Raw genomic sequence first — 17,261 nt, forward strand, 5'->3', positions numbered from 1 at the left:
TTATTTGGAAATAGGGCAGGCTATCATATCCAATTATTCTAGATTTTCAATGGAAGGCAGAGATGTAAAGCGACATAATTTGATGGTGATAAAACAAATTAAAATGTTGTCTTGTTACGGCGTCTTGCTACATTATTGCTAATATCTTCTGGGAATTAAGGTGATTAAAATGACGGATGAAGATTCAAAGCCGAGAGTTTTGGCGATTATCGCATTAGATGAAGAGTATTCCGCTTTTTTGGAGGAATTCCCAGATAAAAAAGATTTATCAACGGATACTCAATTGCGTTTTGAGCATGAGACAGGCGAAGCTCAAGTTAGATTATTCTCTGTCTTATCAAACAAGATGGGAGCAAAAAGTGCAGGATTTTCGGCAGAAGAAACGATCAAATTGTTAAAGCCTCAAGCTGTTGTAGTAATAGGGATTGCAGGAGGATTGTCTAACGATGTGAAATTAGGAGATGTCTGTGTTTCTAACGAAATTATAGATGTTCTTCACAATAATAAATTTGTTGATGGTCCTAACGGTCAAGGTGAGTCAAATGTTCGATTTGCTCCAGACTTTTATGCTGTAAACGCTGAGTATCTTTCGTCATTTACTTTTTTGAAAATTCATCCAAAGCTAAAAGAAAAGTATTTTCAATGGCAAGAAACTGCTAAAGGAAATGCGCTGTCATTAGATATTACTCCAGATGCTGATGCAGAATATAATCTGGTTTTGGGGCCAGTTGTATGCGGTCCAGTTTCTGCCAGCAAAAAATTTAATGAAACACTAAAAAATATTAATCGAAAATGCATTGCTTTAGAAACTGAATCGGGAGGAGTTTTTTCTTGGTGCGATAAGTTTCATGTGCCAGTCATCGCTCTACGAGGAATTAGCGATATGGCTGATGAACATAAAAATAGTTTGGAAACTAATCATTCTGGAAATTATCGTAAACTTGCTATGAAAAATGCGATAGATTTACTGAGATGTCAGCTTGCGAATGATAGGTTCATCGATTTTCTCAAAAAAAAACTCTAGAGGCAGATGAGTTATTTTCGTCTAATTTTGAATTATATGAAGATATTCTACCTAAGTTAGAAAATACGATTCGAGGACAGTTATGTGAAATATGTACTTCTTTTCGTAGTAAAGGAGATACATTTTATATACCGCTTCCACGTGTACAAAGAGCTTTGCCGGGTTCCTCAGTGGAGAATCATGCATTTATTGTTCCGCAAAATATGTTTGATGCGGTAAAAGAAAACAAAAAGATATTTGTTCGAATTCCACGTACATTTTCTGGAAATAATTTAGGTTGGTATTTGTCGTATTTCTTAATAAGAACTCAAATTAATGATAAGCAAGTTTTGCCTATAGTTATTGAAGGGAAAGATATTGTTCCTCCTCAAAAAAGCTTAAATAAATTGTCACCGAATTTCGCTATGGATGAAAAAGTAAATAGCGATTTATATGAGAAAATATACATTATAGAAGAACCAGTTTTTTCATCAAAAACTAGGATGGATTTTTTATCACAACAAATTAAATCATTAGATGGCTACATAATTATCGTATCGAAAACTGAAGACAGAATTGCAACAATTAGTAATTTCATTCAGGAAAATTCCTTAATAGAATACACTATATGCCCTATATCGTTTTCTGAGACAGCAATTTTTTTAGAAAAAAATTTCGATATGCAACCATTTGAAGCAGAAGCGGTTGCATTGCGGTTAGATAATACATTTAGAAAATTTCGTATTGAAGTTGATCCATCGTATTTCACGCTTATAGGACAGGACACATTATTGGCACTGATCGATGCTAATAAAAGGGCGGAGTTAATACAGTTGGCTGTGCATGGATTGCTAAGTTTAATTGTTGCTTATGATCCAGCGTCAACTAGTTTAAGTAGAAGCACACGAGAACGATTTTTAAAGAAAATATGTCTTCATAAGATAAAATTAGAAGAATCTTTTATAGAAGATACCGACTTATCTGCTTTAGCGTTAGAGTTTATACATGAGTATGGTTTTAAGATTGATCAATCTGAGTTTTTGAGCCCATTTTTTAAATCTGGGCTTTTATATAATTGTCATGGAAAAGTTTCTTTTGCATATCCTTATTTAGAAAGTTATTTAATAGCAAAAGTATTAAGAGACTATCCAGACATCGCGGTTAATTACTTTAATCCTGAAAGAAGGGATTTTGATGTTTATTCATTTGATTTGTATTGTGAAATGGGTCCTGGGCAAGATGTTGTTGACTCGATTTCAAGATATTCAGATTTTTTTGTAAATGCAGGTCAAGAAAAATATGGAAAAGAATCTATTTTTATAAAAAATAAAAAAATTATTGACTCTTCTGTGGTAGATATTGGTTTTGTGGATATTACAAAACGCATAAGTGAGATGGCTGATAAACTTGAAAATGCTGATAATAGTCAAAATATAAGAGATGAAAAGCAACGTATTCTTGACACTCAAAGTAAAGTTATAGGTAGTTTATCTCAAAGAAATTCGTCAAAAGATTCAGAACTCGAAGATGAGATACAAGTTGAGTTTTTTATTCTTGATGGATTGTCTCGTGCATCAATTTTATGTTTGACTTTATTAGGATCGGGATCTGAATCTATTAATAAGCATATGAAAGAAGATCTTCTGAAAACTTCCATTGATACATGTAGTATTTTTATGGATATTTGGATGTACAATAGAATGCGTATTGATTTCAAAGATATAAAAAATAGTCTTTTGTCAGATACTAATATTAATGCATTTGTAAAAAGTATTAACGCTGATGAATCATCAATCGAGAAAATAAGAAAAGATCTTGCAACATTTTTGGCTTTTTTTCAAAGCAATGTTTTAATGGAGCCTATTAATCGTGTTTTATCTAATTTGTGTGGAATCGCGGGAGTGCCTGTTTTGAGCCCCATTATTTCTCACTATGAGGCGACAGATATAAATGCGAAAATTTTACAATCTATTTGGTTATTAGAAGCATCACCAGATCAAGGATTTCAGCATATTAAATCAGTTTTCCAAAATTATAATGGAGCATCTTTGTTGAGGGTTGCTATAAGTCGTTTTCTATTGGACCGTTTATATTGGCAACATTATCAAACTGATAATTCACGATTTTTTGCTAATGCTGTGAAGCAAGTTATTAAGCGTACTGGCCTCCAGTACGAAGAAAAAACTTTAAAGGAAGCAATTCAAGGTCCTGTGAATGCTTAATTTCTGAATTATCAAACATTAATACAAAGGAGAGTTCTAAAAACTCTCCTTTCATAATTAAGATGGAGGGATCGAAGAACCCTTTATTGATACGCTTGGCTGGTGATTTCAGGTTTTTGGTGATTTGATTGACTGCTTTTGGGGTCGTTTTCGATCTGCGTTTTGAGCAGATCGAGTGCCACCACCCGCTGGATTGCTGTAACGGGCCGTTCTGGGCCGCCTTGATTATGCGGCCTGTCTGTGCGGTGTATTCAGGGGTTGCCAATTCCATGGCAATAGTTCGTGGAGCCGATTGATCTTGTGCTCGTTGATACGGGCCAGGACGTCGGCGAGGTAATCGTGCGGGTTGATGCCTGAGAGTTTTGCGCTTTCGATAAGCGTCATGGCATCAGCGATGTTGTCGCCCCCGGCGTCTGAACCGGCAAACAGATAGTTTTTCCGCCCGATGCATACCGGTCGTATGGCCCGTTCGGCAGGATTGTTGTCGATGGCAACACGACCATCTTCGAGGAAGAGGGTAAAGGCTGCCCACCGGTTGAGCGCATAACGGATTGCTTTTGCCAGTTCCCCCTTGCCTGGGATACGGGCGAGCTGTGTTTCGCACCATGCGTGGAATGCTGTGACACGAGGGCGGCTTTTTTCCTGTCGGACAGCCAGACGATACGGAGCAGGAGACCCGGTGAGCTGCCGCTCGATATCGTAGAGTTCCCCGATCTGCTCGAGTGCTTCCCTTGCGATTGTCGAATCACTGCCCTTCCAGACATCATGGAAGGCCCTGCGGAGATGAGCCCAGCAGGCCGCTTCGCGCACATGCACGGTTCCCGTTGCATCGGGTTTATACAGATCCCTGAACCCCGCGTAGGCGTCAGCCTGCAGAATGCCCCGGAACTGTGCCAGATGGGTCTGGGGATTGATCCCCTTGCGATCGGGAGAGAACCAGTAGGCCACGGCGGGCGGATCACTCCCGCCCCAGGGGCGGGGATCGCGCAGATAGGTCCAGATCCGCCCTTCCTTCACACCACGTGGTTTACCAGCCTGGCGCAGACGGGAATCAAGAACCTGGATGGGTGTATCATCGGCATGCAGCAGGTCTGCCCCAACGACATCCTGACGGATCAGATCTGTGAGAGGACGCAGAACGGCAACGGCCTGACCACACCAGTCGATCAGGGTTGAACGGGGAATGTCCACACCCTGACGGGAAAAGATCTCATTCTGACGATAAAGCGGAATGTGATCATCGAATTTTGAGACCAGGATATGGGCCAGCAGCCCGGGGCCAGCCATGCCCCGTGGGACAGGGCGCGACGGTGCTTCAGGCTGTACCATTGTTTCGCAATGACGGCAGGATTTCTTCAGCCGTGCCGTTTCGACAACTTTCAGTTTTGCCGCAATAAAGTCCAGTATTTCGGTGACATCTTCGCCAACGAGGCGTAGGCGACCGCCACAGGTGGGACAGGCCTCGCCCGGGTCGAGAACAATACGCTCCCGTGGTGTCGTGTCGGAAACCTTTGGTTTGCCGCGCCGTCTGGGGGAAGAGACCACACCATCGCTGTCATCGTGCTCCCTGATGTCAGGAGAAGGATCGGCTGCCGCGATGGCGATTTTCACATCTTCAAGAAGCAGTTCGAGCTGTTCAATCTCACGGTCTATCTTTTCTGAACTGGCCCCGAATTTCTGTTTCTGAAGACGCGCGATCCGGATTTTGAGAGACTGGACAAGAGCTTCATACGCACGGGCTGAAGCGGAAAGCCGAGCCACTTCAGTCTGAAGGGAAACAATCATTTCCCTCAGGATATCTGGATCATCAGGCAGGACCGCGGGCGCATGCGTCATTATGAAAAAATAGCAGAAAACCCAATAAAAGACAAAAGGTTCTGCACGATCACGCCATAAAAATCAGGCCACGCGAGACGGTGGCGCAGACCAGGAAGGTCGTCTCCACTCCATGCCTTCCCACAGCATGGCCATCTGTGCGGCTGTCAGGCGTGCAACGCCATCTGCCGGCGAGGGCCATGGAAAACGTCCTTTCTCAAGCACCTTGTAATAAAGGCAGAACCCCTGACCGTCCCACATCAGAAGCTTGATCCTGTCCCCACGGCGACCACGAAAGGCAAAGAGCGCTCCCGATGTCGGGTTCTGACGCAGCACGTCCTGTGCCAGTGCAGCCAGACCCGATATCCCCTTGCGCATATCCGTAACCCCGCAGGCCAGATAGACGCGCACACCGTTGCCCACGCCAATCATGCTGTCTCGGCAATCCGGATGATCTTCGCCAGAAACTCTTCTGCAGGATGTCCACTCACCCTGATACTGCGGCCATTACGCAGCATAATGGCCAGCCCTTCATTATCATCGCCAGAGACCAGAGCAGGTGTCTTCACTGCAGCGACAGGAACAAACGCCACAGACTGATCCGGGGAAGACAGTCTGTGGCGGAAAGACGTCCGCCATTGGTAAAGATGTTGACGGGTCAGGTCATGCCGACGGGCCACATCCGATACACTTGCCCCGTCCACACCAACTTCAGCCAGTATCGCAAGCTTGCGTTCATCCGACCAGCGGCGACGGCGTTCAACGCCAATCAGGATTTCTTGAGCCATAGCTACCTCCCAAACAACGTCAATAACGACGTCGTTAACGACGGTAACTTACCAGTCACAATCCTCACTCATAAGGCGGTCTCAAGCGGCCGCTTACGGATTGCTATGCATTCGCGCTGATCCGCTCCAGGAAGAGGAAGCGGCGCATATTATAGACGATATTGGCCAGGCCGATCCTCATGGTGGCCCGGGTGATACCGACAGTTCGGACGAACAGACCCATTTGCGATTTCTGGTCAGCAAAGACATGCTCGACGCGGGATCGGATCACGGACTTTCCTGCATTGGACCGCTGGATATGGAGTGGCATGGGTTTGAGATGCGGCTTCTTCCTGTGAACCTTTGAGACAAAGCCCTGCTTTTCCATGAAGTCTTCATTGGCTTTTGAGCGATACGCTGTATCAGCCCAGACGCTTGAGGCCGTATTGGTTTTATCCAGCAGCCCCTCTCTCAATCGCGCGCCATCACTGGCAGCGGCATCCGTCGTCTTCCATTTCCGGATGAACCGATACTTCCGGTCGATGGAGACGTGAGATTTGTATCCAAAGAACGGAATGGCGAGATCACTCGACGGCATGGTTCCGTCATCCTGCCGCTTTGGACGTGTCACGGTTTAGTTCCGGACCTTTAAGACCGAAGATGGTCATGAAGGAGATTTGGAATGGGACGAGTTTATAAGGCTGAGTTCAGGCACGAGGCGGTGCGTTTAGCTCTGAGCAGCGGTCTGTCACGTGAGCGTATTGCCCAAGATCTGGGTATCGGCTCTTCGACGTTGAAGAAATGGATCCGCGATGCGCAGAAGCTTGATACTGTCGTCGCGGACACAACAGATCATACGGCGTTATTGCGTGAGAATGAGAGATTACGCCGTGAGAACCTTCTGCTGCGGGAGGAGAGGGAGCTGTTAAAAAAGGCGACACAGTTCTTCGCGAGCCAAAGGTCGTGAGGTTTGCCTTTATTGCTCGCTATCATGGGCCCCTTTCACGCGAACGGGTTTGCCGTCTGTTTGGTGTCAGCGACCGGGGTTTCAGGGCCTGGCGACGACGCCCGGTCTGTGCCCGCAAAAGACAGGATGACATCCTGATGGTCCATATCCGCGCCATTCACGCTCAGAGCAGGCAAAGTTACGGACGTCCCCGTATGACAGAAGAACTCAGGGCTGCTGGTCTGTCTGTCGGGCATCGTCGCGTTGGACGTTTGATGCGCGCGTATGACATTCGTGTTGTCAGGACACGACGCTTCAAGGTCACCACGAACAGTTCGCACAAGCACAGTATTGAACCCAACCTTCTGGGCCAGGATTTTTCAGCACCAGCGCTTAACCGGAAATGGACAGCAGACATCACATATATCTGGACACGTGAAGGCTGGGTTTACCTGGCTGTGGTGCTTGACCTCTTCTCACGCAGAGTCATCGGCTGGAACCTAGGGAGCCGTATGACCGCAGACCTTGCTACGACCGCGTTACAGCGCGCTATTGCCTTGCGTCAGCCACCACCAGGCTGCGTCCATCATGCGGATCGTGGCAGTCAGTATTGTTCAGAGGATTACCGCAAACTCCTTTCTACCCATGGTTTTATCGTGTCCATGAGCAGAAAGGGAAACTGCTGGGACAATGCAGTGACGGAAAGCTTCTTCAAGACCGTGAAAGCTGAACTTCTGTGGCGGCACGCATGGATGACGCGTCAGGAGGTCGAGCAGGCTATCACATCCTACATCAATGATTTCTATAATCCTCAGAGGCTGCATTCCGCACTTCAATGGAAAAGCCCTCTGGATTATGAGCGCAACGCCGCTTAACAGATAACCAAAGGTCCGGAACTAAACCGTGACACGTCCAATACTCCGTCCGTTCGTCGGACAGATTGTTCAGCGTCTGGATGACCAGAATTTTGAACATCAGCACCGGATCAAACGGCGGTCGCCCGCCCTTACTCCCATCTGAATACGCCAGAGCCTTCTCCAGCTCCGGGCGAAACACCTCAAAATCCACAGTCCGGGAAAACGCTTCGAGCTGATCACCGAGCCCGCTTAGCCGAGCAAGCCGCTCTTCAACATCAAACAATCCCGCCTGTTTCATCTTCCATATCCCAATCAACGCACGAGAAATAGAATCACAGAGCAGACCTCAAAACCAGAGGGTTTTTCGAACCCTCCAGCTGACAGGAATCAGGATCCTGCCAGCGCAGCGTCTCAAAGACTGAGAAGTGATATTTGAAGCGGTAGAAAGTACGGCGTCCGCTTACGCCTCATTCAAGACATTATGTCTATCGGCGACGTGACTGTAAAGCCGACACCTACGGGTGGTTTTTGTCACAGCAACATTGCAGGAGTTGATCTCATGACAAGGCAAGTAGGAGAGAAATGATCTCCATCTGCTGACGTTAAAACGTTACATTGATATGACGCAATCTTCATCGGATGATGAATGCCAGAATATCAGCGTTGCAGACGTCTATATGTGTCGTATGCATGCCTTGCGGATAACGTAGAGCCTTGAGGACTGTAGAAATAAATGGATGTTGAGGAAGAACTTGCAGGCTTCCTAGGTAGCTTTAAGAAGGTGCCCGGAAGGCCGCGATTGGACGGTACGCCGCGCAAAGTGCGTGAAGAGGATCCGACCCAGCGCGAACGCAACGCGGAGATTGTACTAAGTCACTTCGGCTTCGGGTCAGGACCGCACTTCTGGCCCACGCTCGATCAAATCGCTGAGCATTATCCAGAGATCTCCACGCGGGAGCGGATTCGGCAAATTATCGACAGGACGTACTCACAGCGCCGTCCCGCCTCACCACTGCCCGTCGCCACTCGTACGGCGGCCGTTCTAGAGGAACGAACACTGTGGCTCGAGAGCGAATATTTGGAAGAGCTACAGGAGCGCGGGCTCTGTGGTCCGCTGGAACACGCGATTGGGCTCCTGAATTATCTGCAAAGTCAAGGCTTGGCGGAAAACTACTCGATCCGCCTTCCCAATCTGGCGAGTGCTACGAGGTCGTTATACGATTACAGCGAGGAACGCTTTATCGTTAGTGACCAGAAGGCTCGCGCGCTAGAGAAAGACCTGACCGCGGCGCGTAAAATGCCGGGACAGGTAGGACTTGCAAGGCTCTCAGCAGTGACGCGCAACGGAGCGAGCGTGGACTCGGAAGGGCTCGCTGAGTTACTTCGGCTCAGCCCCGACGCATGGACTGGCACCCACGATGACGAACTCTGGTTCTTCTTCGAGGACCGCGAGAACGTGCTCGTGAATCTTGCATCGAAGATCTTCGCAATTGTCGACTCAGTGTCGGTGACGAAGCTCGCAGCCTTACTCACAAACGCGCTCTATCGGCGCGCAAATCGTCATGGCTATCCGCCACCGGAGCTCGTGGAGCGCTGGATATCTCAGTCACGCTACTTCACTGTTTTGGATGGGATGGTGACTTACAATGAAAAAGCGGGCGAACTCACCGATATTGAAAGAGTGATTAGTCGTTTTGCAAAGGGACAGGGCGCCATCAGATGGCCAGAGGTTCGTGATCACCTTCGAGCTTTGGACTTCGGAGATCCGCTTATTACTTCTTCGGTCTACCACTCACCGCTGCTTCTGGTGGACCGGTCAGGTGGAAGGGGAAACTTTACATTCACACTCATATCGGAAGTAAATAGCGCACCCGTGCATCAACCGGACCGATATGGCCTCTTCCTCGCGAAGCTCGCAGCCCTCGGCTCGACCGACCGCGAAGGAAAAGGCCTCTCAAGACGGGAGCAGGCGATCCTCGCTGACTGGGTATTCGACGGACAGCCCAAAGCTAACTGCGCCGTCTGCGGACGGACTTTTGCACGTCGGGCACTGGTCGTCGCGCACAAAAAGAAGCGGAGCCGCTGTTCTGACACGGAGCGTTTGGACCCGCACATTGTATTCCCGCTATGCACGTTTGGTTGCGACTATCTGTACGAGCATGGCTACATCATCGTCCGGAACGGTTGTGTAATTCACGGTAGGCGCGCCACGGGCGATACCGAGCACGAAAGAGCAGTGCAGTTGGTCGGCCTGAATCTGGATACGAAATGGATTCAGGGGCCAGCGCACTACTTCGACAACAGCTGATGCAAGCCGGTGGATGAGGCCGCCTCCGCGATAGGGAGCCAGCAATGCAAATCTCAAATGCGAAGTCCAATACAATCTTTAGAGCAGGAGTTGGGCCTCTTGCCGACTTTTAGATTTCGGACATGAAACTGCTGATGCAGATGTTTGTCTGGTTCCGACGTAAGCTGCCATTCCAGCATTCGGACAGGGACGGCCTGAGTTGGATCGATAGCTGTCATGAACGTGAATACTGCGAACTGCTGCTTTCTGTTTGCCCTTTCCGATAACCGACTATCCGCTGCCCCCCCTGATCTGCCTATCAACTCAGAGATGCAGCAACAGGCAGGCGGCAGTCGCCTATAGTCTAGACATACGGAGCTGCTGCTCCCGTCTTCATCTCGCTAGCGGACATCACCGCTTTAAAGGCTGCCGACTTACCTCGGACCACGGCAAAACTGGAGCGTAAGCGATCATGAGGCGTGATTTGCGGGCAGTCGTCACGTTGCGATATCGCGAGTGAGGTTTAAGGAGCGCTCACGTCCTTTAGAGGCTATCTGTCGTCTGTTTGATATCCACGAATGATGGCAATTAACCTACGGAATTCTCCATCATTCGAAGCCTGTTTCCAGAAGTTGATGAAACGGCAGACGAGCTGTAGGTTCCCCCTCGCGTAATGCCCTTCGCTGTTGATCCGGTCCAAGGAGGGCAGCATGTTATCGTCTATCTGTGCCCCCCGGAATTGGAACGGCAGACCAGTGATGGCGCATCGGTCTTTTTGGATATTGAAGAGGTCTCGGATCAGCTTGTCCAACTCGGTGTCGGACATATGGAGTTCCTTGTTCTTGACGGTAGTCGGGACCATCTGACCGTTGGAAGTGAAAACTGTCTTGCCGACCGAATCCTTGATCTCCACAATCGATTTCTCCTTGCCCCCAAGATACCGAGAGTCGGCTTTTTCATCTTTGGCCAAGTCGCCCTTGGCTTCCTTGCGTAACAAGGTTGGGACGGTGTTGATGGCATCAACACCGTCGATAGGATCAGGCGTATTCGGTTCCTTAGCGTGCGTGCCATCGTACCATTCGAGGAAGCGTTGCAGAGCTGTTGGGCTGTCGATTTCTGCCCGCTGTGTATCTGGCCGTTTTAAGGGGGCAAGGGGACCGTTGATATTCGAGTTACCGTTCTTGGGTTCCGACAGAAGCGCGACGCCGACCATCTGTGGTGGTGCGGGCGGCTGAAACCAGACGCAAGTGGTCTTGTTGGTACGATGAATTGCAAGGACACGACCGACCGGATTTTGGAAGCCGATGACGTAGCCTGTCGGTGCCTTTGCAGGTTCGCCGTAACGTGAGCGGAGGAGGCGTTCGGCCTCTGCGGGAGTAAGCGTCATTCGGCAGCTTTCAGGGTTTCGGTGACGTGGACACCGCGGCTTCAAACCGGGAGCGGAGGACCATAGATTACAGGGGTGGATTGCAGCGGTGCAATGGTCCCCTCAGTTGGACGTAAATGTCAGCTTTCTGGTTTATTCGGCCAGAAAGTGGACAGTCTGCCATCCCCCCATTGTTACCGTTCAGTAGAGGTTGCTATTATCTTAGGGCACCTTGGTCTTATAGGCTCAGGCATACGATGGACCTCGTGATGCGGCGGACGCGCTCGTCGCGGTGCAGCGACTGTGTCAGGATATTGCTGAGGGGGCTGACTATGCTGGTTTTTCGGGAAAAGGATAACGAGCAATGCTTCATGCTCTACACCTGACCGGATCCTGGCCTGTTCTCCGCTCGCGTGTTCTAGAACAGGTAGACCGCCTCACCAGGCAGCGTTTGGCTCAATCCGACATTACGATCGACGTCCTGCGTCCCATTCTCTCGACAGCACGCTTCTCCCCGCCCCTTCCTGTCTTTATCGCCGGCAGCATGCTTCCAGATGGCTCTGCTCTCCCCGATACTGAATTGCCCGACTGCGCCGAACACACAGCCAGTGCGCGTAAACTTCTTGAGGGCACCCTTTCCTCTCTCCCCAGCGGCTACCATCTCGAAGTAGCTCTTGAGATCGATCGACAACGCTTGGCGTTTGTCGCGTCGCTTGTTTTGTCGGACCAGAGTGAAAGACCATCTTTCCTTCCGAGCAAGGACAAGGTCAATTCTATCCCGACACCTGCACCTATCGGACAAGCTCCAGCCAATGTTGCGCGTTGGTTTTCGGCTTTGGCCGAAGCTGAGATTCCGAAACATGACGGCCAACTGGAGACATCACAGGCAGCCGTAGGCACATTTGTTCAGATGGGTAAGGCTGCTAACACCCGTCGCGCCTATCGCTCGGCCATCCGTGGCTGGTGTGCATTTGCCGAACGTCATGACCTCCCTGCCCTGCCTGCGCGGAGTGAAGACGTTGCAACCTATCTAGCTGATCTGGCTTTGCGCGGACGCAAGCCAGCAACTATTGAACTCTATAGGGCTGCGTTGCGCTATCTTCATCATGTGGCACATCTACCCATACCTACGACACATGCTCTCGTCTCTGAGATGCTGGCCGGAATTCATCGCTCACCAAGCAAGACGCCACAACGCCGGGTAAAAGGTTTGACTTGGGAAATGCTCTGCGAGGTCGTTGATAAGATCCCTATGACATCGCTGGTGGATACACGTGACCGCGCCATTTTGCTGGTTGGCTATGGTGGAGCGCTTCGTCGCTCTGAACTGGCAGGGATCCAGCTCGAACACGTCACGCTTGATGAAGACTGCATGCGGATCACCCTTCCCTACTCTAAGGGGGATAAGAAGCATCAGGGCACCACAATCGTTATTCCCCGTGGAATAACCAGACATTGTCCAGTTCGTGCGTGGGAGACGTGGCTACGGGAGTCAAAACTGACACCACGAAAAAACAAGTCAAACGATTCAAAGACAGAGAGCACAAACGAGACGACTGCTGCCTTCCCAAGAATTTGGCTGCCTGCAACAGCGAAAAAAAATGGGACTGCTCCTGATCCTAAAATCGGCACGCAAAGTCTTTCGGACTTTTCGATAGCCACAATCATCAAACGCCGCTGTCAGGCTGCGGGGATTGAGGGCGATTTTAGCGGGCACAGTCTACGTCGGGGTGCCATCACGACAGGCGCTCAGGATGGCATTGACCTGATGTCGCTCAAACGATTTTCCCGTCATCGCGATTACCGAGTTCTGGAAGCATATGTTGAAGAGGATCAGTCTTTCGTGAAACATCCAGGAAGGACTAGATTTTAAAATCCAAAGAAGCTTGGTGATTTTGTGTTCATTGCCGACGCAGGCCATCTGTGTTCATTGCTGACGCCATCATATCAACCGTTGGCCAGCCTCAAGATCGACTCGCATACGATTCTACAAATACGTTCACATTGCGGCTGTTAAAGCGGCACTTTGTGTTCATTGCCGACAATTATTTGGGTATAGTTATCCATGTGTTTTCTGCCGACACTCGAATGGAATCATCGAAATTTTAGGGGTTATCCACATAAATAGAAGTGTTCATTGCCGACGGGCTAAAAGAGCTACAAAAAAAATACCATAATTTCAATAAACTATAAAATTATTCACGTGTTTGTTGCCGACGAAACAATAATACATACAATATTCTTTAATCTTGTCTCTCTGTCGGCAAAGAACACAGAGGAATAGTAAAAGCGTCAGAAACAAACACATCTTGCAATATGTCAGCAAGAAACACATCGACAGAAAGATCAGGGCATGCATTTTCTGGGTATCTAAGAATAGCTTGGATATGCAAATTGAAAGACCGAGCCCCAGAACAAGATGATCTCTTTGAAAACCTCCACGGTCTCGTTGAGACACATGGAGCTAGTAACGCTCTGTCTTTCGCTCAGTCTTATGCCGCTAATCGTCCTACTCCTCGACCGCCTTCATTACTGGACGTTGTTGCTGGACGCTCAGGACGTAAAGTTATCGATGCCGTATCTTCATCTCTCGTGAGAGAAGCTGAGGGTGGAGGAGAGATCGGATATACTTATACCGCTTGGTGCCTTGCAGGATTACCACATAAGGATCGGGAACCAGGTCAAGATTGGCTAATTAAGACTGATTATGCACAACTTCTTGTGAGGCCAGGAGTTCGCCTTCGAGACGACGATGTAAGAGAAGATCTTTCTGTTCCATCAGGCTCCATAGCAAGACTACTTTTGATTGATTGGCAATCGGAAGCTCTAGAAAATAAAAGTAGAGAAATCTACCTTGGAAAAAGCCCTGCGGCACTTCTCAAAAAACTTGGTTTAAGTCGTGGTGGACCAATCTCACGAAAGCTATTGGAACAGATCGAACGCCTCGCGACATGCACCATTGACTTCAAGTTCGGAAATGATCAAGCTGGCGTTGTTGTAAACGAACGATTGGTAGAGAGCTTTCGTTATGTAGGTGAGGTAGATCCTCGCACCAAACGAACAACAAGAATGATCGAACAGATAACACTTTCTGAGGCGTTTTATAACGAGTTACGTCGCCATCCCGTTCTTATTGATCGAGCTGCTATTAAAGATATCCAGACATCACCAAGAGCTATTGATGCTTACCTTTGGCTTGCTTTCCGTTTGCATGCTTTACGTGATGAAACACCAGTCTCGTGGGCTGCTCTTTGGAAACAATTTGGTCGCGAATTCAAACTTCTTAGGCAGTTTAAGGCGGAATTTCAGGAGCCTCTTGCGTTAGCCTTAGCAGCCTATAGAGCGGCTAAAGTCAAGGTTACGGAAAGAGGAGTAGTGTTGTCACCTTCTCCTCCCCCAGTAGACCATTAAGTTACTTTCTTAGAGTTTGAATAATCTGCATACAGTTCAGGCATTTTTTCCAACAAGAAAGAAACAAACTCTGGAGATTTATCCGCGCGAATATCCATACGACCCTTCCTCGCACCAGAGCCCGCCTTCACAACCAAATCTTTATCAGGGGAATACCAAGATAAAGATTCATGGTTTTTTTTCGTGCCCGTGAAAGTTTCAGATCCTATAGCGGCTTTGTAAGCAGCAATAAAACACTTTTCATCATCCTGCTTCCGTTCGCCAGCTTCACGAATGAAATTCAGACATCTTTTACGTCCGCCTGGAGACTTTAACGCATCAGCAAAGTCCATCCATCGTTTTCTACCGATTGTAGGGCAACGTCCAAGGTATTCTACGATTTCATCATCAAGTTCTCTCACGACGGCAATCAACCGTGATAATTCAGTCTTGTCTATCCCTAAAGCTGCCATTGCTACTTCACGTCCAAAACCCTGTGACTCTAATTTTTTTGCAAACAGTGCTCGTTCTAGGAATGAAAGATCTGTGCGCTCACTGTTCTCCTGACCTTGAGCAATTAATAGGGCTGTGTCGCTAAGTTCCTTGACTATCGCTTTAACTGTGATGCCGAGCTCAAAACACGCTTTTAATCTACGATGCCCAAAGGCGACTTGATATCGTCCTGATTTACCAGGGTTTGGACGGACCAATATGGGCGACATCTGCCCGTTTTCCGCGATGGCGTCTTTTAATGATGAGAAGGTGTCGTCAGACACATCAAGGCGGTCTGGTAGAAATGAAGGATCAACTTTTTCAGGATCGAGCTCTATCACATGTGCTCCGTCCCTTAATTTCTCCTCAAGCTTTTCCGCTTCCCCAGCTTTGGCTTTAAGATCACCAAGACTTCTGGCTACAGATCCTAACGCACCGCTTCTACTGAAGGTGCCTGATGGTTTAACTTCGTTGGGACGATTGGTGTCTGTTGAACTAGGTATTAGTTTTCCCAAGGTGTGGTTACGGGCCATGATCTCTCTCCTTAGATTTTTCAGTTGTAGTTGACAGGTGTCAACTCTGGATTAGTTGTCCCTGCCCCATGCCCGGAAAATTAGATCACGTATCTCGCTGTTAACTGAGTTTACTGATTCTAGAGCCCGATCGTAAGTCGATCCAGTGAATTGCTTCCTCTCAATTTCAAAGAGTGACTGCTTGGTAATTGCAGCATCAGAAATAGCCGTAGTTTTTAACATGGGATGTGTAAGGACATGGTCTCCGAATAATGAACGCATAAAGGCAGCCATTTGAGTCTGTGGTCCATCAGAAGGTTCAAATCGAGTGAGAAGGTATCGAACCCATCGGTAGGATACGTTCGCGCCGGCGTTGCGCAAATGTGTCATGACGTCGCTCATCATCATAAGAAATTGACACATAGACATAACGTCTAACATCTGCGGGTGGACTGTAATCAGAAGCCCTGTTGCAGCGCATACCGCTGACATTGTTAAATAACCAAGTTGTGGAGGACAATCGATTACAACTACATCATAGTTATCTTCTACATCTTGCAGAGCTTCATCTACCCGCGAGAAAAATATTGCCCCAGCTTGATCAGAGGAAGCCAGCAATTTCGGGGTCTCGTATTCGAACTCCATTAATTCAATATTGCCAGGTACAATATCTAAACCGGGGAAATTGGTTTGGCGCACTATTTCCGACAGAGGTCGTCGCTCATCGTCATATCGAATTGCCCCATAGAGCGTTTCATTGGAATGCACGTCAAATTCGGGCTGAAAACCGTGGAGCGCTGAAAGACTAGCTTGTGGGTCAAGGTCAATTGCCAGGACACGGAGACCATCAAGAGCTAAACCTTGAGCTAAATGAGCTGCAGACGTAGTTTTGCCGCTCCCGCCTTTGAAATTCACAACGGCAACGACTTGAAGCCCCTCGTTTTTATTGCGTGTGGGTAAGTAATTTCGACCATTGCGAGTGTTCGAAGATAAAAACTGGCGTAACTCCCAGATTTGCTCGGCAGAGTAACTACGCCTCCCCCCCTTCCCGACATGGGGCCGTGGCCCCTTCCCCTCTAATGCGAGGTTTCGAAGGTAGGCTGGGGTCAAACCGACGAGTTTGGCTACTTCACCAATCTGAAACTGCCGCAAACCTTTTCGAGCATTTGGTGGGAAAAGCTCCATACGATGAGCTTGCAGTTGGGCGGACAGCATTTCTGCTTGTTCGGAGAGTAGGACATCCATGCCCTCTTCTAGTGGGGTCGTAAGGTTCATTATAAAAATCCTTAAAGGCGCAATTTAGCGCCGGGTGCGGTATATTGCGGTCAAAAATACTAATACCGCATTTATCTGGAGAGTTGACAGGTGTCAACTTGGTTTCAGACGCAAACCGGGCTTTAGCGTGCATTTCGCTGAGAGTTGACACCTGTCAACTGACAGAAGGACAGAAGGACAGAAGGACAGAAGGACAGAAGGACAGAAGGACAGAAGGTTCACCAGCCCTGAGCGTGCGCCGCAAGTGGTAGGTGCTCGCCATGCTCGTCCGCTACGCGGTCTGTGCGTGGCTCCGCTCCCGGCGCTTCGCACCGCACTTGCGCCCCCCA

The 17,261-nt window shown here is 48.4% G+C and carries 12 protein-coding genes and 2 pseudogenes; 6 read left to right on the forward strand and 8 right to left on the reverse strand.

The window, feature by feature from the left end; genetic code table 11:
* Positions 1-169: 169 nt before the first annotated feature.
* Both WG31_RS14160 and WG31_RS14165 read left to right on the forward strand, forming a co-directional pair.
* Positions 170-1,024 (forward strand): 5'-methylthioadenosine/S-adenosylhomocysteine nucleosidase family protein, encoded by an 855-nt coding sequence (locus tag WG31_RS14160; protein ID WP_063355050.1) that lies wholly within the window; start codon positions 170-172, stop codon positions 1,022-1,024.
* Positions 1,025-1,194: 170 nt separating this feature from the next.
* Complete coding sequence (locus tag WG31_RS14165) at positions 1,195-3,225, forward strand: STAND family AAA ATPase (RefSeq protein ID WP_157884546.1); 2,031 nt, start codon at positions 1,195-1,197, stop codon at positions 3,223-3,225.
* Positions 3,226-3,450: 225 nt separating this feature from the next.
* On the opposite strand, the gene tnpC is transcribed toward WG31_RS14165, so the two are convergent.
* The 4 genes and pseudogenes from tnpC to WG31_RS14185 all read right to left on the reverse strand — a co-directional run.
* Positions 3,451-5,061, reverse strand: coding sequence for an IS66 family transposase (gene tnpC / locus WG31_RS14170; RefSeq protein WP_063353329.1), 1,611 nt, complete (start codon positions 5,059-5,061; stop codon positions 3,451-3,453).
* Positions 5,062-5,124: 63 nt separating this feature from the next.
* A complete protein-coding gene (tnpB, locus tag WG31_RS14175; protein ID WP_020944072.1) occupies positions 5,125-5,472 on the reverse strand; it encodes an IS66 family insertion sequence element accessory protein TnpB in 348 nt (115 codons plus the stop codon).
* Entirely contained in the window at positions 5,469-5,828 is a 360-nt protein-coding gene (tnpA, locus tag WG31_RS14180; RefSeq protein WP_063353330.1) for an IS66-like element accessory protein TnpA, read from the reverse strand. Before tnpA ends, tnpB begins: the two co-directional genes overlap by 4 nt.
* 103 nt (positions 5,829-5,931) lie before the next feature.
* Positions 5,932-6,393 (reverse strand): annotated as a pseudogene (locus WG31_RS14185) (transposase); the annotation flags it as partial.
* 96 nt (positions 6,394-6,489) lie between these two features.
* Between WG31_RS14185 and WG31_RS14195 the strand changes: the two are divergent.
* A protein-coding gene (locus tag WG31_RS14195; RefSeq protein ID WP_145912893.1) for an IS3 family transposase occupies positions 6,490-7,628 on the forward strand; the annotation gives its coding sequence in 2 pieces (ribosomal slippage) (positions 6,490-6,745 and positions 6,745-7,628; 1,140 coding nt in all).
* 40 nt (positions 7,629-7,668) lie between these two features.
* Here the strand turns inward: WG31_RS14195 and WG31_RS15265 are convergent.
* A pseudogene (locus WG31_RS15265) lies at positions 7,669-7,908 on the reverse strand (transposase); the annotation flags it as partial.
* A 435-nt stretch (positions 7,909-8,343) separates the two neighbouring features.
* Between WG31_RS15265 and WG31_RS14200 the strand changes: the two are divergent.
* Complete coding sequence (locus tag WG31_RS14200; RefSeq protein WP_063355052.1) at positions 8,344-9,918, forward strand: hypothetical protein; 1,575 nt, start codon at positions 8,344-8,346, stop codon at positions 9,916-9,918.
* Between the two features lie 529 nt (positions 9,919-10,447).
* Here WG31_RS14200 and WG31_RS15875 read toward each other — a convergent pair.
* Positions 10,448-11,284, reverse strand: coding sequence for a hypothetical protein (locus WG31_RS15875; RefSeq protein ID WP_167348744.1), 837 nt, complete (start codon positions 11,282-11,284; stop codon positions 10,448-10,450).
* Positions 11,285-11,627: 343 nt separating this feature from the next.
* Between WG31_RS15875 and WG31_RS14210 the strand changes: the two genes are divergently transcribed.
* Positions 11,628-13,136 (forward strand): tyrosine-type recombinase/integrase, encoded by a 1,509-nt coding sequence (locus WG31_RS14210; RefSeq protein ID WP_063355053.1) that lies wholly within the window; start codon positions 11,628-11,630, stop codon positions 13,134-13,136.
* 521 nt (positions 13,137-13,657) lie between these two features.
* Positions 13,658-14,674, forward strand: coding sequence for a replication protein RepA (locus tag WG31_RS14215; RefSeq protein ID WP_244183984.1), 1,017 nt, complete (start codon positions 13,658-13,660; stop codon positions 14,672-14,674).
* Here the strand turns inward: WG31_RS14215 and repB are convergent.
* Together repB and repA are read right to left on the reverse strand one after the other, a co-directional pair.
* Positions 14,671-15,678, reverse strand: a complete 1,008-nt coding sequence (gene repB, locus WG31_RS14220; protein ID WP_063355055.1) for a plasmid partitioning protein RepB — start codon at positions 15,676-15,678, stop codon at positions 14,671-14,673. The genes WG31_RS14215 and repB overlap by 4 nt on opposite strands.
* Positions 15,679-15,729: 51 nt before the next feature.
* The gene (gene repA, locus WG31_RS14225) at positions 15,730-16,932 is read right to left on the reverse strand and encodes a plasmid partitioning protein RepA (RefSeq protein ID WP_063355056.1); all 1,203 of its coding nucleotides are present in this window, start codon (positions 16,930-16,932) and stop codon (positions 15,730-15,732) included.
* Between the last annotated feature and the right edge of the window lie 329 nt (positions 16,933-17,261).

Origin of the sequence: Acetobacter oryzifermentans (assembly GCF_001628715.1) — a bacterium.
In the GTDB taxonomy this organism is placed as follows: domain Bacteria; phylum Pseudomonadota; class Alphaproteobacteria; order Acetobacterales; family Acetobacteraceae; genus Acetobacter; species Acetobacter oryzifermentans.